General features: G+C 57.2%; 18 protein-coding genes. 11 read left to right on the plus strand and 7 right to left on the minus strand.

Annotated elements, in window-relative coordinates; genetic code table 11:
- Positions 1 to 37: 37 nt before the first annotated feature.
- From Q1A00_RS17975 to Q1A00_RS17985, 3 genes are all read right to left on the minus strand, one after another.
- Positions 38 to 1,456, minus strand: a complete 1,419-nt coding sequence (locus Q1A00_RS17975; protein ID WP_298402292.1) for a tyrosine phenol-lyase — start codon at positions 1,454 to 1,456, stop codon at positions 38 to 40.
- A 167-nt stretch (positions 1,457 to 1,623) separates the two neighbouring features.
- Positions 1,624 to 2,763, minus strand: a complete 1,140-nt coding sequence (locus Q1A00_RS17980) for an FAD/NAD(P)-binding oxidoreductase (RefSeq protein ID WP_298490522.1) — start codon at positions 2,761 to 2,763, stop codon at positions 1,624 to 1,626.
- A 194-nt stretch (positions 2,764 to 2,957) separates the two neighbouring features.
- Complete coding sequence (locus Q1A00_RS17985; RefSeq protein WP_298403482.1) at positions 2,958 to 3,203, minus strand: sulfurtransferase TusA family protein; 246 nt, start codon at positions 3,201 to 3,203, stop codon at positions 2,958 to 2,960.
- Between the two features lie 313 nt (positions 3,204 to 3,516).
- On the opposite strand from Q1A00_RS17985, the gene Q1A00_RS17990 reads away from it, so the two are divergent.
- The 11 genes from Q1A00_RS17990 (at position 3,517) to Q1A00_RS18040 (ending at position 13,540) form a co-directional block, all read left to right on the plus strand.
- The gene (locus tag Q1A00_RS17990) at positions 3,517 to 4,221 is read left to right on the plus strand and encodes a cupin domain-containing protein (RefSeq protein WP_298483284.1); all 705 of its coding nucleotides are present in this window, start codon (positions 3,517 to 3,519) and stop codon (positions 4,219 to 4,221) included.
- On the plus strand, positions 4,218 to 5,267 hold the full coding sequence (locus tag Q1A00_RS17995; RefSeq protein ID WP_299758280.1) for a hypothetical protein: 1,050 nt from the start codon (positions 4,218 to 4,220) through the stop codon (positions 5,265 to 5,267). The genes Q1A00_RS17990 and Q1A00_RS17995 overlap by 4 nt, the downstream gene beginning before the upstream one ends.
- 33 nt (positions 5,268 to 5,300) lie before the next feature.
- A complete protein-coding gene (locus Q1A00_RS18000) occupies positions 5,301 to 6,134 on the plus strand; it encodes a hypothetical protein (protein WP_299758283.1) in 834 nt (277 codons plus the stop codon).
- Positions 6,131 to 6,667: a hypothetical protein gene (locus Q1A00_RS18005; protein ID WP_298403491.1), complete on the plus strand. Its 537-nt coding sequence runs from the start codon at positions 6,131 to 6,133 to the stop codon at positions 6,665 to 6,667. Before Q1A00_RS18000 ends, Q1A00_RS18005 begins: the two co-directional genes overlap by 4 nt.
- A 16-nt stretch (positions 6,668 to 6,683) precedes the next feature.
- Positions 6,684 to 8,420 carry an asparagine synthase-related protein gene (locus Q1A00_RS18010; RefSeq protein WP_299758286.1) on the plus strand — a complete coding sequence of 579 codons (1,737 nt, stop codon included), beginning with the start codon at positions 6,684 to 6,686 and terminating at the stop codon, positions 8,418 to 8,420.
- A 129-nt stretch (positions 8,421 to 8,549) separates the two neighbouring features.
- Positions 8,550 to 9,764 (plus strand): GNAT family N-acetyltransferase, encoded by a 1,215-nt coding sequence (locus Q1A00_RS18015; RefSeq protein WP_298403493.1) that lies wholly within the window; start codon positions 8,550 to 8,552, stop codon positions 9,762 to 9,764.
- A 369-nt stretch (positions 9,765 to 10,133) separates the two neighbouring features.
- Positions 10,134 to 10,343: a hypothetical protein gene (locus tag Q1A00_RS18020; RefSeq protein ID WP_298403494.1), complete on the plus strand. Its 210-nt coding sequence runs from the start codon at positions 10,134 to 10,136 to the stop codon at positions 10,341 to 10,343.
- 73 nt (positions 10,344 to 10,416) lie between these two features.
- A complete protein-coding gene (locus tag Q1A00_RS18025) occupies positions 10,417 to 10,977 on the plus strand; it encodes a copper chaperone PCu(A)C (RefSeq protein ID WP_299758290.1) in 561 nt (186 codons plus the stop codon).
- A gap of 69 nt (positions 10,978 to 11,046) precedes the next feature.
- Positions 11,047 to 11,643: an SCO family protein gene (locus Q1A00_RS18030; protein ID WP_298403496.1), complete on the plus strand. Its 597-nt coding sequence runs from the start codon at positions 11,047 to 11,049 to the stop codon at positions 11,641 to 11,643.
- 34 nt (positions 11,644 to 11,677) lie between these two features.
- Positions 11,678 to 12,055 carry a hypothetical protein gene (locus Q1A00_RS18035; RefSeq protein WP_298403497.1) on the plus strand — a complete coding sequence of 126 codons (378 nt, stop codon included), beginning with the start codon at positions 11,678 to 11,680 and terminating at the stop codon, positions 12,053 to 12,055.
- Positions 12,056 to 12,319: 264 nt separating this feature from the next.
- Positions 12,320 to 13,540: an FAD-binding oxidoreductase gene (locus tag Q1A00_RS18040; RefSeq protein WP_298403498.1), complete on the plus strand. Its 1,221-nt coding sequence runs from the start codon at positions 12,320 to 12,322 to the stop codon at positions 13,538 to 13,540.
- A gap of 138 nt (positions 13,541 to 13,678) precedes the next feature.
- Here the strand turns inward: Q1A00_RS18040 and Q1A00_RS18045 are convergent, their stop codons facing one another.
- Genes Q1A00_RS18045 through Q1A00_RS18060 form a run of 4 tightly spaced genes read right to left on the minus strand, consistent with a single transcriptional unit; the run spans position 13,679 to position 18,232 of the window.
- On the minus strand, positions 13,679 to 15,310 hold the full coding sequence (locus tag Q1A00_RS18045) for an amidohydrolase (RefSeq protein WP_299758295.1): 1,632 nt from the start codon (positions 15,308 to 15,310) through the stop codon (positions 13,679 to 13,681).
- 34 nt (positions 15,311 to 15,344) lie between these two features.
- A complete protein-coding gene (locus tag Q1A00_RS18050; RefSeq protein WP_298403500.1) occupies positions 15,345 to 16,241 on the minus strand; it encodes an ROK family protein in 897 nt (298 codons plus the stop codon).
- 57 nt (positions 16,242 to 16,298) lie between these two features.
- Positions 16,299 to 17,597, minus strand: a complete 1,299-nt coding sequence (gene lysA / locus Q1A00_RS18055) for a diaminopimelate decarboxylase (RefSeq protein WP_298403501.1) — start codon at positions 17,595 to 17,597, stop codon at positions 16,299 to 16,301.
- Complete coding sequence (locus tag Q1A00_RS18060; RefSeq protein WP_298403502.1) at positions 17,594 to 18,232, minus strand: HD domain-containing protein; 639 nt, start codon at positions 18,230 to 18,232, stop codon at positions 17,594 to 17,596. The genes lysA and Q1A00_RS18060 overlap by 4 nt, the downstream gene beginning before the upstream one ends.
- Positions 18,233 to 18,372 lie beyond the last annotated feature (140 nt).

Consider the following 18,372-nt stretch of genomic DNA (forward strand, 5'->3'; position numbering starts at 1 on the left):
GGGCAACAGGGGCAGGGCCGGGGGTGGGGGGCCTCCCCTACACCACCGGCGCAAACCGAGCTTGGAAAAAGCGCAGGTAGCGCGGCTCGTAGACCATACGCAAGCCGCGTGCGCGTTCACGCTGATCATAGACAGCCTTCACCGCTTCGGCAACTACATCCATGTGGGCTTGGGTATAGACCCGGCGTGGGATGGTGAGACGGGTAAGTTCGAGTTTGGGATAGTGGTGATGACCGGTTTTGGGATCGCGCCCGGCGCTAGCGATACCGCGTTCCATCGCCCGCACGCCCGAGTCGAGATACAGTTCGGCGGCGAGGGTTTGGGCTGGGAAGAGATCTTGGGATAGATGCGGGTAGAAGCGACGGGCATCGAGAAAAATGGCGTGGCCGCCAATCGGTACCACAATCGGAATATTCCAATCGAGCAACAGTTCACCGAGGTAACGCACTTGGCCAATCCGCGCGCGGATGTAGTCCTCTTGCATCGATTCTTCAATCCCAACTGCAAGCGCCTCCATATCGCGCCCGGCCATGCCGCCATAGGTATGCAACCCCTCGTACACCACCACCAGATTGCGCGCCTCATCGGCGAGCTGGTCGTCGTTGAGCGCCAGCCAGCCGCCGATGTTGACCAAACTGTCTTTTTTAGCGCTCATCCATGCGCCATCGGTGTAACTGCAAAACTCGCGCACAATTTCGGCGATGGTGCGCCTATCGTAACCGGGTTCGCGCTCTTTGATGAAGAAGGCGTTCTCAACCAGCCGGGTAGCGTCAAGAAAGATGCGGATGCCGTAACGGTCGCACAGTTCGCGTAAAGCGCGCACGTTATCCATGCTCACCGGCTGGCCGCCGGCCATGTTGACCGTGCCGGCCAAACTGACGTAGGCGATCTGTTTAGCGCCAACGTGGTTGATCAGCGTTTGCAGCTTGTCAAGATCGACATTGCCCTTGAAGGGGTATTGACTCAGCGGATCGTGCGCTTCATCAATGATTACATCGACAAAGGTGCCGCCAGCCAGTTCTTGATGTAGGCGGGTAGTGGTGAAATACATATTACCGGGCACATACTGACCGGGTTGGATCGCGATCCGGCTGATCAAGTGCTCGGCGCCGCGACCTTGATGGGTTGGAATGACGTGACGGTAGCCATAGGTCTGCTGCACCGCCGCTTCCAGCCGGTAGAAACTGCGACTGCCGGCATACGCCTCATCACCCAGCATCAACGCCGCCCACTGCCGGTCACTCATTGCATTAGTACCACTATCGGTCAGCAGATCAATGTATACGTCTTCAGAACGGAGTAAAAAGGTGTTGTAGCCAGCAGCTCGCAGCGCCACCTCACGCTCTTCCCGGCTGATGACCCGCAGCGGCTCGACCATCTTGATCTTCCACGGCTCGGCCCATGAGCGACGACCATATTGCTGGCCCATCGTGCGTGGATACTCTTCCATCTCCATCACACTGCCTCCTTGCTTAAGATTCCATGCAAAACGGGGCGACGGCACTGTCGCCCCGTAAGACCGTTACTCGCAAAGGCCAAAGGCCCATGATGCCAAAACGCTCCATTGCGCATTGCGTCCGCTCGTATGAACCATCCTTTGCGCCTTTGCGTTTAACGCTTTCCTCACACAATCCCAGTCGGCACCAGATGCCAATACGCTCGGTTGAGCAACGCCTTTTCGTAGTGATAGTACGCGCTCGGCCTAGGCGGCTGCGGCGGATGAGTGTAGTCAAAGACGAGTTGGGTCGCTTGGCCACGCCCAGTCTCAAGGAAGCACATCACCTGCCCTTGGTAGCGCTCGTCGCTCGGCTTACCCTTAATCTCGCCGGCAATACGGTGCGCGATCACCTTCGCCTCGAAGTGAGCCGCCGCGCCGCTCTTGCTCACCGGCAGATCGGTGGCATCACCCAACCCATAGATATAAGGAAACTGCTTGTGCTGGAGCGTTTCGCGATTGGTGGGTAGCCAACCTTGCTCATCGCCAAGCCCAGACTCGGTAATGATCTTCGCACCGCGATGCGGCGGCACCAGTACCAGTAGATCGTAGGGCAGCGTCGTGCCTTCCAGTGATGAAACTGTCCGCTCAACTGGGTCAATCGACTCAGTGTTAAAGAAGAGTTCGTAGGTGATCCCGCGCTCTTCCAACATCGGCGTGACAAAGGTCGCAACACTCTCGATCGTAAAGACCCGCCCAATTGGCGAGAGGTACGTAATTTCGGTCTGATCACGCAACCCGCGCTTGCGCAGCTCATCTTCGAGCATAAAGGTGAACTCGAGTGGCGCTGGCGGGCACTTGTAAGGAATATCGGCCACGCCAATCACCACCTTGCCGCCGGTAAACTCGCGCAACGCGGCGTGCAGGCGCAGCGCACCCTCGGCGCTATAGAAATGATGAGCGCCTTCGCGATAACCGGGCACCGCGTCCGGCTCAAGCCGGGCACCGGTTGCGATGATCAGATAGTCGAATGGCAACTGCCTGCCGTCAGCCATCTCGACGTAGCGTTCGTTCGGATCGATCTTTATCGCATCGCCGATCAGCAAATCGACCGAGCGGCGCAACAGTGAACGCTCATTCCGCTCCCAACGCTCCGGCGGCGCGCCACCAAACGGCACGTACAACCAACCGGGCTGATAGACATGCTTCCCAGTGCGATCAATCAACGTAATTTGCGCCTGTTTGCGCGTCAATTGGCCAGCGAGCAAATTGGCGACTAACGTGCCGCCGACCCCGCCGCCTAACACAACAATCTGTTTGACTACCATAGTCGTTTACCTTTTGCGCATTGGGAAAACCCAACGCGAACCTTGCGCCGTTCCTGCGCCGGCGCACACAAAAAAACGCAAAAACGCAAAGGGTAGCACTCTTCTCACACCGAGCATAGTGACGCATTCTGTTATCCACCTATTGTGTTCCTTTGCGTCTTTGCGTTTACCTTTTCGCGGCTTGGCGACTCACCTCAGCGCGTCTTGCGCACCACAAAACGGGTATAGCCCTGCTCAGGGAACGCACCGATAAACTCATGACCGGCCTTCTGCACCCAGATCGGAATATCCTTGGCTGAACCGGGATCGCTCGACAACACGGCGACCACCGAACCAACCGGCACACTCTTAATACCGCGGATCAGCTCCATCATCGGGCCGGGACAATGACTGCCGCGTGCGTCAATCTCTTTGTCGATCATGATGTTTGGGGTTGTCATTGGTTCCTCCTCCGGTCAACGTTGACCGAAACGATTTCTTGTGACAACTATAGCATCTATGCTACAGTCCAACCAGAAAGAAGCAACAACATATTCTGTGCAGGCGGCAACCGTTGCTGGCGAGTTGATCCAACGATACCGCCATACCCGATCTAATCGCGCCACACGTTAGCTCTTCGCAAGTTATTGCTATAGAATTAATAACGGCTTAACAATCACTTTAAATGAACACAATACTGAGCCTCCATGCTAAGCGCGATCCTCGCTGTGTCAGGTTCACACTATCTCTAGCACCTTCCAGCATCTTGATACTATGTCTAGGCAACTCATCCGTGATCTCCACCAGACCTTACCGGCAGGTGCTAGCTTATTGATCATCGACAGCGATGGGACGCTGCTCACGGTACGCCGCAATGGTGTGCAACCACTTGACCCCGCGCAGGATGACGATCTCCTACCGTTTATTGATCAAGGTCATTTCGCCCGCTACTTGATCGGCAACACCGCTACTTCTGATACCAATCCGACGAATGCCACCTACAAGCTCGGCATTGTCGCCGCGCATCGCGGCTTCACCCCTCATGCTCACGGTACCGAGCACTTCGTCTTCAGCACTGGCTATGCGGCGTGTGGCTTATATGACGCCGAACGCGATGCGATTGTGACGGTACCGTTACAACCGGGCATGATGCTCCATATTCCGGCCATGATGCCGCACACGTTCAACAATCGCGCTGATCAGCCACTCGTACTGCTTATTGCAAATACCGGTATGGGTCTAGATCACGAAGACTACGCAATAACGGCGGCCAAAGCTGAAGCGCGTGCCCAACACGCTCACGCACATTACCACGATTATGAGCCAGCAGTCGATTTTGCCAAACTCGCAGCAGTCTTGCGACGGATGGAGCAAACCCTACCTCACCTACAGGCGCATCATCGCCTCACGTGGCGTGAACGAGTAGCGTTACGCTTGCGTTGGTTGGCCTCCCAACTTGAGCACGGAGCAAGTATATGAAGTGTCCATACTGCCATGCCGATTTGCGTTACCGTGAACGGTCGAACAAAACGTGTAGTAAGTGCCAGCGTAAGTTTGTCTTAGAACCGAAAGACAATGTGTTTCGACTTCACGACCTGAAACTTCGTGATCTGATCAACCGTTTGAGTAAAAATGGCACGCTTTATATCACGAGTGAACAAGTACTTGGTACTAATTTATCCAATCAAGAAGACTATAAGAGAGGTCGCTTTTCATCGGGTTGTTTTTCTCTTATTCTTACTTTTATTATTGCTATACTCATTTTGATAATCTTATTGGCGATCTTATTAGGGTCTGATCTTACTATTATCTTCTTTTTTATTTTCTTTATGTTTAATTGTTTTATAATTCTCTTTCTGCACAACAGAATATTCCAAGTAAGACAGGATTTCCCTTCCATAGGTCATTTCGAAACCACCATCCTTAGACCATGGATTGAACAATACGGGAAACCACCGCAGTTGCTCTTGCATACAGATACGTCTGCACTTGCCACTGCCTTACCACCAATTAGCCCAAACGCGATGCAGACAGTTATTCTCTGCCCATCCATTACCGTGCGCGCGTTCATTATTGCTAATCAACTCCCCCAACGCTTCGGCGTCGTTGCGCTCCCGCCTATTGCGAATGAGCATGTTCAGCCGTGGCTGCAAGCAGTGCGTACACGCCGCTTGCCGGTGTATGTGCTCCACGAGGCGAGTGTCAACGGCTGCCTACTGATGCGTGATGTGTACCAGCTTTGGCAATTGTCGCCCGATCATCCGGTGATTGATCTGGGCATTAATCCTCGCGATGTGAATCAAAAGACGCGGGTGTTGAAAATGAGACCAGACCCGAAACTACTCGATAAAGTCACCACGTTTAGCCGCCTGCAACCACACGAAATCAAATGGCTCCGGCAGGAAAATGTTGCGCCGCTCCACGGCCTGCCACCAACCAAGCTTCTCGCGTTGCTCCTAACAGGCAAGCGGGTAGCACAGGTAGGGTTTATGAGTTGGCCCAAAGCATCCTCATCCGCTGCTTAATGAGTGAGAGCAGAATCTCGACGATCAAGGTCTATGAATACGCTTACGTTCCGCATCCTTGATCAGACTGTGCAGCATCTTGCACACACCGGCGTGCGTTACACGGAAGCGCAACTGTTCTACGCCGTCTGTACTACCCTGTTGGCACCATTACGGTCAGCACTCAAACACCTGCGGCTCGCTGTCACTTTGCCAACACCGCTTGCCCGGACGCGGTTTCGGCAATCGCTTCGCCAGTGGATTGACCGTTATGGTTCGCCGCCCACCGGCTTGTTACCCTCGCCTAGCGTAACCGTGCCTGAGTACGTATCTGCGTTTGCTGAAGAGCTGGATCGGTATGGCATCCCACAGATCCTGATCTGTCAAGAGGAAACCATTGCCGAGATGCTGCGCGCAAATATGGTTGAGCTTGAATTGGCTTGTCCGGTATTCACTACCAGTGATTGGCCGTTGCCGCCGCTAATCGTTACTGCGCTACGCCGCGCAACGCGACCACGGGTCTTGTTGCTGCACGAAGCTAGCGCTAATGGTCTTGGGTGGGCGTGGCGGTGTACAACGACGGCGCCGCCGGCGCTGCACGTGCAACCAATCGGTTTGCGACCACGCCATGCTAAAGCGTTGCGCCTCTGTGCGCAGCGGGGTTTGCCGCCACCAGTGTTCACCGAGCTGGCATTGGCCTATGACGAGATGCGTTGGCTGCACCGCGGCTGGCAGGCTGAGCTAGCCGCGGTGCATCCGATCAAATTAGTGCGTGCCTTGCGCGCTATTGTGTACGCCGCGCCGACACCCGTCTCGTGGCCCGAACGTTGGCGCTTTTTCGTAAACAGCGGTTTTATGAGTTGGCCCATGTGGAAGGAGCCATTGTGAGATACGATCCCCATCAGCGATACGAACAATATGACGTTGTGCGTTATCGTGATGAATTGCTACCCGACGGGAGCGTGCGGCGTACCTATAGTAACGGTGTGACCGAGTGGCGCCGGCGTTTACCCAATGGCATAGTGTCATGGCAAGATTCGCGCGGCCAACATGGCACTGATGAACTGCTCGGCAAGGGGTTTGTGAAACGTATTGCTAATGGCCGTGTGCTGTACGGTAAAGAACAGGGCTATGGACGCACGGCGTGGATCATCGACGGCCGCCCCACGGTGATGTTCAATGAAACGTCATTCGGTGGCCGTCTTGGCGAGATATTAGCCACGATCGGCCTTGCTGGCGTGATGGGTGCCATTGTCTGGCCGCCACTGATGATGAGTCCTGAAGAGGAAGAAGAACTACGCGCGGCGATGCAGCAGCATAGCAGCAGTGGCATCTCTAGCATTGACAGCGACAGTACTGTAGACAGCACTTCGAGCAGTTGGGATGGCGATAGCAGCGACGCTGACAGCGATTTCGGCTAGAAGGGTGGGAGTGCTGATGAGCCGGTTTCTTGCACTGATCAACGATCCCGATTACCACGCCACGAAACGCCGCCTCGCCGCTGCCGATTGCGTAGAGAAAGCCGGCTGTTTTCTCGTCAGTATTCCCGACACACGACCGTGGTTGAGTGCCGGGCCGTATCGGTACTATGGGCGCGACCAGCTCGATGGTGTCGGTGAAGTGACGCTGTTCAACCGTGCTGAGCTGGTCACACGGCTGGCCGATGCCCGTAGTGCAACCTTGAATGACGGTGAACTGTTACTAGCGCTGATCGACCGTTGTGGCCTCGGCGCATTAGCCGACGTTGAAGGAATGTTTGCGCTGGCCGTGTGGGATGGCCGTCATCTGACGTTGATCCGCGATCCGGTTGGCGCCCGCACCCTGTTTTATGCCAAGGTTGGTTTGGCATGGGCCGCCGCTTCGACCTTGCATGTCTTGCGGCACTGGCCGGCTCTCCGCCCACGACTTAACCTCGCCGCTGTGCAAAGTTTTCTCACGTTTGCGTATCTTCCCGGCACTGAAACCCTGCTTGCCGGTGTGCATGAGGTGTTGCCCGGTCAGTACATCCGCCTTGCCCCTGATGGCTCGTGGTCGAGCGGATTCTACTGGACGCCACACGAGGCGATAATAAGCGCACCACCATCAGTTCATGCCCAGCACTTGCGGCACACCTTAGAGAATGTAATGCTGGCGATGCTACCGCGTCACGAACCGGTAGGGGTCTTGCTGTCGGGTGGTGTCGATTCGAGCTTGGTCACCGCTCTCGCTGCTCGCCTGCACGATGCACCGGTGCAGACCTATAGCATCAGTTTCGGCGATAAACTGCCCAACGAGTTGGCCTATTCGCAGTTAGTCGCTACCCACTGCCGCACTCGCCATCAGGTGCTGAACGTGAGTGGTCGGCAAATCGCTGACCACTTGCTAGAGACAGTGGCTGCGCTCGATTGTCCGGTCGGTGATCCGCTGACGACGCCAAACTTGTTACTGGCGCGAGCAGCGGCACGCGATGGCTTGCGAGTCATTCTGAATGGCGAGGGTGGTGATCCCTGCTTCGGTGGGCCGAAGAATATACCGATGCTAGCGGCCGAGTGGCAACAACCCGATTTGTCGCCGCAGCAACGAGCACACTTGTACCTGCGCTCATACCGTAAATGTTACGATGAATTGCCGCGCCTGTTGCATCCTGACGTGCAAGCGGCCTTAAGCTCTGCCCCACCGCTTACCGAGCGGGTCATCCACTACCTCCACGCCCCCACTATGACCTCATACCTCAATCGGCTCTTGCTCACCAATGTGCGCACTAAAGGCGCGCACCATATCCTCACCAAAGTTGAGCGCATTACCGCAGCCTCCGGCCTCGAAGGACGCGCGCCGCTGTTTAGCCGTGCAATCGTCGCGCAGAGTTTTACCATTCCGCCGGAATTGAAACTGGCCGGCACTCGTGAAAAGTGGATTTTAAAGCAGGCAGTCGCCGACCTCTTACCGGCGCAGATCATCGAACGACCCAAAAGCGGCATGCGCGTGCCGGTGCAACACTGGCTACGCGGCCCCCTCCGTGACCTCGCCGCCGACACCTTGCTTAGCCCGCGCGCCCGCGCTCGTGGTCTGTTCCAAACCAAGACCATCCAAGCGTGGATGGATGGCAAAGGCATGGTCTGGCCTCGACAGGGCATCGCGCTCTGGATGCTGGTGACGCTTGAGCTGTGGTTGCGCGCGTTTGTCGACGGGGAATAGTAGGCGCAGCGGTCAAAACGCAACGGCACAGAGGCGCAAAGATAATCGTGTTGGGGTATAAGCACACAACTGCTATGTCTAAATTATGGTATATAATCCTTGCGCCGTTGCGTTACCCATCTTTGCGCTATGACCACATCACTCAGCCATCACCGACTCGACCCTAGCGATCCAAAGTGGAGCACAACCATCGATCACCTCTGGCAACAGCTCGGTGCGCCGCACAATCCTGAGCTGCTGCCACCACACTTTGTCAAGAGCACCTTCCCCCGTATGGGAGGCATTGTCGTGACGTTTCACGCCCACGATCAGCTCGTTGGCGTTGGTCTGCTTTTTCCCCGCGCGCTTACTCCCGACGGTACCCGCACCTATACTCTTCGCTTGCACGAGTTCGATCAGCGTCTACGTGACGATTTGGTCACTGCTGCACTCCACCCTACCCTAGTGACCATTTACCGCCCTCGCGATGGCGTGACGTTCGCTCCACCTGCATCTCGCCCCGCTGGGGTCTGGATTGGGCCGCCCCAAGCTGCTGATTTGCCGGCGATTACCGCACTCTACCGCGCTGTGTGGAATAGTCAGCCCTACCCTACCGACCTGTTCAGCGCCGAATTTGGCCCTGCTACCGCGCTGGTAGCTACCGTTGATGAACACCTCGCCGGTTTTTTGCTCGGCTTCTTCCGCTTCGGCGGCAACCCCGCCGCACCTAACGAATTAGCTATCGAATCACAGGTAATGGCGGTTGATCCGGCTTACCGCAACCACGGCCTTGCCACCCGCCTCAAGCGAGCGCAGGCCCATACTGCGCTCGCACGCGGCATTCGCTGCATTCAGTGGACGGTCGATCCGTTGCAGTTGCCTAATGCGCTGCTCAATTTCAACCGGCTGCACGCTGTCGCTGGGGCATTTGTGCGCGGTTATTACCCGGTTCACAACGCCTTGAATCTGGTGACGGCCTCGCGTTTTATTATCACGTGGCTGCCAGCCAGCGCCCATGGTCAGCGCGGTTTGATTGACGGCGGCGAACGGCTGAAGCTCGCCGATCTACCTAGCGTGGCTGTGCTTAACAGCGGGCCACAACTATTACCGGCGCCAGATGATCCGCCCGCTATCGCTATCACGATCCCCCCTGACTGGACGGCGCTGCAACGCCGTGACCTAGCACTGGCGACAAGGTGGCGCGATGTGACCGATGCGCTCTTTACCGCATGGGTGGGCTGGGCAGCGGGGAAATATGTGATCTACGCTGTTGCCCGTGACACTGACGGCAACCCTTATCTGATCGGGCGTCCGGCGGGGCACTGGGTATGGGAAGAGTACGATGAGAGAATAGGACACGGATAGACACGGATGGGACGGATGTGCATAGATGAGCGCTGATCGGAGGGTATGTCCCTCTGTCATTGCGAGGACGCGGAGCGCCCACAGCAATCTCCCCCAACAGCGGGAAGACCCTGCTCTAGCAAAAAAACGGACATAGCAGGCGTTCCATCGCACCATACCCCACATCGTAAAGAGATCTCTACTTCGGTTGCGCCAAGTTGTTGTATACTACCTTCGATGATTGTGCAAATCGGCGCAAATACAGCGTCATCGCATCGCGCTGTCATACTATGGATGCTGGCCTTCTTGGTCGGGCCTTGGCCGGCGTTATCTTGCATCATCCACTGCCACTACCTTCCGCATACCAGTTCGGCGGGTGTTGAGTTTTTCTTGTGTGATGCGCCCCATACGGCTGCCCAACATGATCTGCCGCCGCCACCGGTACGGTATGAGTTGTGGCCGCTTGGATTGATCATCGTGATCGGCGGGCTAGTTGTTATCCAACGCTTCGTCGCCGCCCTGCCGGTTATGCGCTCTTCGGTTATCCTAACCCCCGATCCGCCTCCACCTCGTCACATGCACTTCCAACCGGCATCGTAGTTCAATTGCGCGTGCATGCGCGCAAAGTGTGGTTGTTTGTGCAGAAGCAGTGATAACTATGCGAGGTGATATCATGCGACGTCTATTGGTGCTGTTGGCGGTGGCAATGATGGTGGTCGGGTTGGCCGGTTGTGGCGCGAGCCAGAGTGGGACGCAGGCTAGCGGTATTACCGTGCGCGATCCGTGGGTACGGGCCGCAATGATGAATATGGCCGGTGATCAGTCGGGCGCGATGGGGAATATGCAGCAGGGCAATATGCAGAGCACACCGATGGCTGGGATGGGTGGTGGTCACAGCCACGGCAACGAATACGGGAATACTGCCGTGAGCGCTGCGTACATGGTGCTGGAAAACAAGGGCAGCACAGCAGACGCCATTGTCAAGGCTGAGAGCGACGTTGCTAAGACGGTCGAGCTGCATAATGTGATTATGGAAAATAACGTTATGCAGATGCGACCAGTTGAGGCAATTGAGGTGCCGGCCAACGGACAGGTTGAGCTGAAGCCGGGTGGTTTCCACGTTATGCTGATTGGGCTGACCCGTGACCTGAAGGAGGGCGAGGAGGTGATGATAAAGCTCACCACTCGCAGCGGCAAGACAATCGAAGTTAAGGCGCCGGTACGTAAGCCGTAACCTTGCCCGGTAGAGACGTTGCAATGCAACGTCTCTACCCCTCTACCAACAACAGATTGTAGGTGATGTATGAAACACTGGTTCCTCAGCCTCTTGGCTATCGTCGCCGCTTTTGCCCTCAGCGGCTGTGGCACGTATGAGTTTCGCGGCACCATGCTGCAACCGCCTAACCCGGCGCCTGAACTTCCCCTAACCGATCAGTTCGGCAATGACTTTCGATTGAGCAACTATCGTGGGAAGGTAGTGCTCATCTTCTTCGGCTTTACCCATTGCCCCGACATCTGTCCCACCGCACTCAGTGACCTCAAGCGGGTGATGGAAAAGCTGGGTAAGGATGCTGAAAAGGTGCAGGTGGTCTTCGTCTCGGTTGATCCCGAACGCGATACACCCGAATTGATGCAGCGTTATTTGGCTTCGTTTAACCCAACCTTTCTCGGTCTCAACGGTGATCGAGCGGTGCTGGAAAATGCCTACAAAGACTACGGCGTGACCGTGATTCGGCGCGATCTGCCTAATTCAGGATTAGGTTACACGATCGACCATTCTGGCTACATCTACGCCATCGACCAAGTCGGCAATTGGCGTCTTCTCTGGGCACATGGCACGCCGGTTGATGATATTGTGAGCGATGTACAGGCGCTGCTACGCAATCCGCCGAGATCGTGAGATATGCGTCGTCGAAATCAATAGTGAAAACGAAATGGTGAATCTAACTGTAAGCCCGCGCATGCGTTTAGCAATAGTCTTCGCGACAGTTGCGATCATTGTCGCCGTCGGCGCGTGGCTGTGGCAGGCAACTACCGACCGACAACGACAGCTCGTCTACGAGATTCCCCCCGGCACTGCGACTCGACTCGCTGCCGGTGAAGAAGTGAATATCTTTCCGTCTACGATTGTGATCGATTTGCGTCAGTACGATACGCTTGTCATCCAAAATAACGACAGCGCCGTGGTAACCATCGGCCCTTTCCGCATCGTACCCGGCCAACGTTTTGTGCAGCGTTACTGGGGGCCAGGCACTTATGAACTGATCTGTTCGGTGCATCAGGGCGAGCAATTACGGATTGAGGTGCGTTAACGTCGGGGTACACCGCGGTATGCCCACCCCGTGGTGTCCCTCACACAAAAGACACAGCCTCGTTTAGCTTTGACAGTAACTGGACCCCTGTGGTGCCCTCTACCCCCTCGAGTGCCCCACCCCGTGTGCCCCGTGGGGTGCCCGCCCTGTGGGGTGTCCCACGTGTACGTTGAATACCACTTCCTTATTCACTTTACGTGTAAAATACATATATCAAACAATGCAATCTTTACCCTTGCACTCTGTCATGTTGGAGCGAGAACTATGCTGATCTCACACTGGCATGCCACCCTTGATCAGGCGCCCCTACCGGTTATCGATCTCCCAACCACGGCAGAAGTGGTTGTTGTGGGTGCCGGAGTAGTCGGCGCAGCCACCGCGCTCTGGTTAGCGCGAGCCGGTCTGCAACCTCTCGTCGTTGATCGTCAAGGCCCGGCTGCCGGCGCTACCGGTAACAATGGCGGCCTCCTCTCGGCTGGGTTGGCAGAAAACTATCTGGCCGCAACCGCACGCTACGGTCAACGAGCAGCCCGCGAATTGTATGCCCTGAGTTTAGCTGGTCAGCGTTTGTTGGTTGAGCTGATCGAACAGGAACACATCGTTTGCGACTTGCGCTTGCACGGCAACCTAAATTTCGCTATCGGTGAAGCGCAGTTGACAATCGCTGCCGCCACCGTGTCGGCATTGCAAGCCGATGGCTTCCCAGCGGCTCTCCTTGACCGCGATGCTGCGCAGGAAATGGTCAGCATTCCACTTGGTGCGGCTATTACCGGCGCGCGTCTTAACCCTGCTGCTGGCACCCTCCATTCCGGCAAACTAGTGCATGGCTTGCTCGCCGCTGCCCATCGCTCCGGCGCACGCTTCAGTTGGGGCGTTACTGTGCAGCACATTGCTTCCGATGCGGATCGGCTCTGTTTGCACACCGATCACGGTGACGTTAGCGCCGCCGCTGCGGTCATCGCCGTCAATGCGTGGAGCGGTGAGGTACTACCGGAGGTAGCACCATCCATCAAGTTGGTGCGCGGGCAAGTGCTCTGTACGGTTCCGGTCGAACCCTTCATTACCTGTAGTTTCAGCGCGAACCTGACCCCAACCGGTGAGTATGGTCAGCAATTGCCCGGTGGACAGGTCCTATTCGGTGGTTGTCGTGCTGTTGCTCCCAACCACGATGTTGGCGCAGTACCCGGCGAGGTAAGTGATGAGGTACAACAAGCGCTTGAAACTAGTCTCGCTCGCCTTTTCCCCACATTGGCCGGGATCGCTATCGAACGACGCTGGTCAGGGCCAATGGCCTTTACCCCTGACTATCTGCCAATTGTGATCAATCCTCGACCCGGTCTATTTGCCGTTGGCGGTTTCTCCGGTCACGGTATGCCGTTCGCAGCAATTATCGGTCGCCACCTTGCCGAGGCCGTGCAAACCGGTACGCTGCCCACCGAGCTTGCCCTTTTAGGGATCGAGCGGGCGACGTTGCTCGGCGAGTGAATGATACGTCACTAAGTTTACTCGTAGAACGGAATAGGCGCCTCTATCTCATGTGTTCGCTGACGCGGAGGCTTTTTGTGCTCGTTTCCCATGTTTGCCCCTTAACAACTATTGGGACACTATTCGCCCACTGTGGTGTCAACCGCGCTCATACACCACCTGCCCACCCAAAATCGTCATCTCAACCCGAATGTCTTTGATTTCCTCGGTAGGACACGTGAAATAGTCGCGGTCAAGCACCACCATGTCAGCCAACAGACCGGGCGCTAGCGGCCCCTTTAAATGCTCTTCGCGGGTTAGCCATGCTCCAGCAACAGTGTAAGCATACAGCGCCTCTTCCCGACTGACTGCCTGATCAGGCGCAATCGGCGTGCCCTTCCAGCTCTTACGCGTCACCAGTGCGTACAAACCGATGAACGGGTTAAAGTGAACGGTGCTCGGTACATCACTCGTTGCCACCACCCGAATACCGCGATCGAGGTAGGTACGCATCGGTTTGTAGCGCGCCGCCAATTCAGGACCTACATCACGGAACAGATCGTCGCCTTCGTAGTAGATGAACGTGGGCTGAATAACGACCGCTAGTCCGTGCTGCACCATATGATCCAAACTCTCTTCAGTAGCAAAATAGCCGTGGATCAGGTGATGGCGATGCTCGCGCGGATGCGCACTTAACACTTCGGCAAAAGCGCGGGCCGCTTCGTGATGCGCCCGATCACCGATCGCATGAATGCCAATGTCCCAACCCAACGTGTGGCCGCAGGTAAAAAATTCAACAAGGTCTTCGGGATCGAGCCGGTTGTAATCGTATATCCGGTCTTCTCCCAGAAATGGCTGGAACATCCACGCTGTATGCGAGGTCGTGCCACCGTCAATCGCCATCTTGAGCGCGCCAATCCGTAGCCATTCGTCACCCAACCCGCTTAGGCCGGCAAATGCCGCTGCCCGCGCATTAAGCTCAGCGCGGTTTTCACCCTCGCGAAAGCCATGCCACGAGACCATCAGATTAGCCCGCACCGGCAACCGGCCTGCCCGCCGTGCCGCCAGATAGGCTTGGATCTCCCACGGTTGCAAGCCGGGGTCGAGAATGCTGGTAATGCCATAGGAAAGGTAGCCATTGCCGGCAGCCTCAAGCGCCTCGACGCACTCGACTTGGGTTGGCACCGGCAAAAACCGCCGGCAAAGCTCCTTGGCGGCGGCGCGCAAAATCCCGGTTGGCGCGCCATCAGCCTCGCGCTCGATCGTTCCACCTGTCGGATCGGGCGTTGTTGCCGTTACGCCGGCCAACTCTAGCGCCCGTGTATTCACTACGTCCATGTTGAAAAAACGCTTGAGCAAGACTGGATGAACCGCAGTCGCCGCGTCAAGATCGTGACGGTTCGGTAACCGGCCTTCGCGAAAGAGCGATTCGTTCCAGCCTTCGCCTATGATCCACTGGCCGGCAGGCGTATGCGCCGCTACTGCCCGCACCCGTTCGATCATCTCAGCGATCGATGTGCAATCATCAAGCCCGATCCGGCGCAGCTTTAAGCCCATCTCAAGCATGTGGTTATGAGCGTCATTGATACCGGGGATCACTGTCCTTCCGCCGAGATCGATCTGGCGCGTCGCCGGCCCGGCCAGTGCCAAAACCGCCGCATCGTCGCCTAGAGCTGCAATTCGCCCATCTTTGCATGCAATCGCACGACACTGCGGTAGGTCTGGGTGAAGCGTGTAGATCACGGCGTTGTACAGGATCAGGTCAGGGGCAAGATCACGGGCAAGCAGCATCGCAGTCTCCGTCTTTATGTACAGTAGACCACCTTTATCCTTCCGCCACCGCCATCGCCAGCGCAATCGCGCCCAACACACCGGCGCGCGCGCCTAGAGCCGGTGGCACAATTAGCTCTTCAGGGTTGTCAAGAATGCGTGGATGCTGCAAATAGCCATTTAGCCAACGCTGCGTCGCTGCCCGCACCAGCGGGAACATCTGCGGCTGGCTCATCACGCCACCACCGATGATGATTCGCTCTGGTGAGAGGATGCAGAGCAAGGTCGCCATCGCTTGTCCTAAGTAGTCAGCTTCGAGTTCCCATGCCGGATGATCGGGCGGCAACTGCTCTGCCGGCGTTTGCCACCGCGCTTTCAGCGCTGGGCCGCTTGCTAAGCCCTCTAGGCAATCGCCGTGGTAAGGGCAAATGCCGGGAAACGGGTCGTAGGCCGGGTCGCGCAGCGGACGAATGTGGCCCATTTCGGGATGGATGAGGCCATGCAATAAGCGCCCTCCCACCATCGCCCCACCGCCGATGCCGGTACCCACCGTAATGTACACCGCCACATCGCAATCGCGCGCCGCACCCCACCGCCATTCACCTAACAGGGCCACATTCACGTCGGTATCAAACCCAACCGGCCGGCCTAACACCTGCGCTAGCGCCCCAACCACATCGGTGTTAGCCCAACCCGGCTTGGGGGTGGTAGTGATAAAGCCATAGCGCGGTGAAGCGCGGTTGAGATCGACCGGCCCGAACGAACCTACCCCAATTGCCGCCAGTTGATCGATATGGTGCGCACGAAAGAACGCAATCGCCTGTCCCAACGTCTCGTCGGGTGTTGTAGTTGGAAAACGAACTTCGGCCCGAATATCCTCCGGCCCTGCCCCTACCGCGCACACCCACTTCGTTCCACCCGCTTCAATCCCGCCATAGAGTCGTTCTGCCATCGCCACACCTCAGCAGTGACGCAGCGCCACTGCGCTCACAACTGTAGTCACCGCCATTCACAACCGCATATCGCGCGCCAACACATCTTCCTCGGTCTCACGACGCTGGATCAAACGCGCCCGCCCATCACCAACTAATACCAATGCCGGGCGCGGCACAAGGTTGTAAGTGCTAGCCATGCTCAGCGTATACGCTCCAGCCGTCGCTACTGCCAATAGATCACCCGGTTGGGCTGGCGGCAAGGCAATCTCGCGCAAGAGCACATCACCCGCTTCGCAATAGCGCCCACCGACGGCAACTAGCTCGCTATCCGGCTCACCGGCGCGATTCGCCAGCACTGCACTATAGCGCGCACTGTACAACGCTGGCCGGATATTATCCCCCATGCCGCCATCAATATGCAGCCAGCGCTGGCCTTTGCGCCCCACCACCCGGTACAGCGCCACTCCGGCCCGCGCCACAATCGAACGACCCGGCTCGACCGTTAATCGCGGCAGCGGTAAGTTGTGCCGAGTGCAGGCCACCTGCATCGCTGCACTGACCACCTCTGCATAGCGCGGAATATCGGTTGGCGGCTGATCGGCTGTGTATGGCACACCAAGCCCACCACCGGGGCTAAGCTCCACTGGTGTGACGCCGAATCGATCCCGCAGCCGCGCTGCCTGCGCGACCAGCACCTCAACCGTCGCCACCACCTGATCAAGCGCAAACAGTTGCGAACCAATGTGGGCATGTAGCCCCAGCCAACGCAACCCCGACGTATTCAGTACGCGCGCTACCGCCATATCAAGTACCGCCAGCGGTAAGCCAAACTTCGCCGCCGCCCCGCCAGTAGCGATATGGACGTGCGTATCAGCCTCAATCTCTGGCGCAATCCGTAGCAACACTCCCTGTGGCTCGGCAAGATGCGCGGTCAGCGCACCCAAACGGGCCAATTCGTCGAGGGTATCTACTACTATCGCCCCTACCTGCCACGCCACCGCCCGTTCAAGCTCGGCATCACTCTTGGCATTGCCGTGCAAATGCACATGCGCCATCGGCACCCCGGCCCGCCGCGCTACGAGTAACTCGGTCGCCGATACCACATCGAGGCCAAGCCCTTCTTGAACCACAATCTGGGCCAACGCTGTATTGAGCAGCGCCTTGCCGGCATAATGCACCCGTGCCGGGCCGGGATACGCGGCGGCAAACGCCTGCCGATAGGCGCGCATCGCCCCCCGTAGCGTCGCCTCGTCGAGCAAGTAGAGTGGGGTGCCAAACTGCTCGGCCAGCACTACCGTATCACACCCGCCGACAAAGAGCCTCCCACCGGTAACGGCAGCCGTCTCTGGCCAGACGTGCGGCGCAAGGCTCATTGGTTGATCCCCGCTAGACCGAGCCGCGGTGCTGCGGCACGTAGCGCGACAATCACCTCGCCGATCAGCGCATCGAGTTCCATCCCGATCACTTCTGCCCCATGCACAATTCCTTCACGGCTAACCTTGGCGGCAAACGCTTTGTCTTTCATCTTCTTGCGCACCGACGACACCTCGACGCTATAAATACTCTTGTCGGGACGAACCAGTGCCACCGCGGTCACAAACCCGCTCAACTCATCAACGGCGTAGAGGGTGCGCTCAAGCGGCGTTTCCGGCAAAATGCCGCTGTAATCGGCGTGGCTGAGAATCGCCCGCAATACCTCCGGCGACCATCCCGCCGAGCGCAAATACGCCACGCCGTAGAACGGATGGCCGGGCAACTCGGCAGGCACCTCATCGCCACGGATCAAGGCTTCGGAAATGGCCGTCGTCGCCGGCCCCGCTTCTGGCATGTGCGGGTAACGCTCAAAATCGAGATCGTGCAACAGCCCCACTGCCGTCCATAGATCAACATCAGCGCCCTGCTTGGCGGCAAAGTGGGCCATGCACGCTGCCACTGCCTCGCAATGCTTGCGCAGACTATCAGTGGTAATCCATTCATGCATTATTTGGCGCGCAGTATCGGTGAGCATCACGGCTCCTTTAGGTATCAGTTGGGAACTATTGCTGTATCAAGGATATGATACCACGATTGTGGGGTAGCGATCGATCATACTCTATCCCTTGCCCATCCCCCTATGGGGGAGGGGAAGTAGATGAAGTTTTATGTAGG

It is taken from the genome of uncultured Chloroflexus sp., from assembly GCF_938091255.1.
Taxonomy (GTDB): Bacteria; Chloroflexota; Chloroflexia; order Chloroflexales; family Chloroflexaceae; genus Chloroflexus.

What these genes read in the sequence shown, in the direction of transcription:
- Q1A00_RS17975 (WP_298402292.1), bottom strand. Translation starts at nt 1,456, where the DNA reads ATGGAGATGGAAGAGTATCCACGCACGATGGGCCAGCAATATGGTCGT.
- Q1A00_RS17980 (WP_298490522.1), bottom strand. Translation starts at nt 2,763, where the DNA reads ATGGTAGTCAAACAGATTGTTGTGTTAGGCGGCGGGGTCGGCGGCACG.
- Q1A00_RS17985 (WP_298403482.1), bottom strand. Translation starts at nt 3,203, where the DNA reads ATGACAACCCCAAACATCATGATCGACAAAGAGATTGACGCACGCGGC.
- Q1A00_RS17990 (WP_298483284.1), top strand. Translation starts at nt 3,517, where the DNA reads ATGTCTAGGCAACTCATCCGTGATCTCCACCAGACCTTACCGGCAGGT.
- Q1A00_RS17995 (WP_299758280.1), top strand. Translation starts at nt 4,218, where the DNA reads ATGAAGTGTCCATACTGCCATGCCGATTTGCGTTACCGTGAACGGTCG.
- Q1A00_RS18000 (WP_299758283.1), top strand. Translation starts at nt 5,301, where the DNA reads ATGAATACGCTTACGTTCCGCATCCTTGATCAGACTGTGCAGCATCTT.
- Q1A00_RS18010 (WP_299758286.1), top strand. Translation starts at nt 6,684, where the DNA reads ATGAGCCGGTTTCTTGCACTGATCAACGATCCCGATTACCACGCCACG.
- Q1A00_RS18015 (WP_298403493.1), top strand. Translation starts at nt 8,550, where the DNA reads ATGACCACATCACTCAGCCATCACCGACTCGACCCTAGCGATCCAAAG.
- Q1A00_RS18025 (WP_299758290.1), top strand. Translation starts at nt 10,417, where the DNA reads ATGCGACGTCTATTGGTGCTGTTGGCGGTGGCAATGATGGTGGTCGGG.
- Q1A00_RS18030 (WP_298403496.1), top strand. Translation starts at nt 11,047, where the DNA reads ATGAAACACTGGTTCCTCAGCCTCTTGGCTATCGTCGCCGCTTTTGCC.
- Q1A00_RS18035 (WP_298403497.1), top strand. Translation starts at nt 11,678, where the DNA reads ATGGTGAATCTAACTGTAAGCCCGCGCATGCGTTTAGCAATAGTCTTC.
- Q1A00_RS18040 (WP_298403498.1), top strand. Translation starts at nt 12,320, where the DNA reads ATGCTGATCTCACACTGGCATGCCACCCTTGATCAGGCGCCCCTACCG.
- Q1A00_RS18045 (WP_299758295.1), bottom strand. Translation starts at nt 15,310, where the DNA reads ATGCTGCTTGCCCGTGATCTTGCCCCTGACCTGATCCTGTACAACGCC.
- Q1A00_RS18050 (WP_298403500.1), bottom strand. Translation starts at nt 16,241, where the DNA reads ATGGCAGAACGACTCTATGGCGGGATTGAAGCGGGTGGAACGAAGTGG.
- lysA (WP_298403501.1), bottom strand. Translation starts at nt 17,597, where the DNA reads ATGAGCCTTGCGCCGCACGTCTGGCCAGAGACGGCTGCCGTTACCGGT.
- Q1A00_RS18060 (WP_298403502.1), bottom strand. Translation starts at nt 18,232, where the DNA reads ATGCTCACCGATACTGCGCGCCAAATAATGCATGAATGGATTACCACT.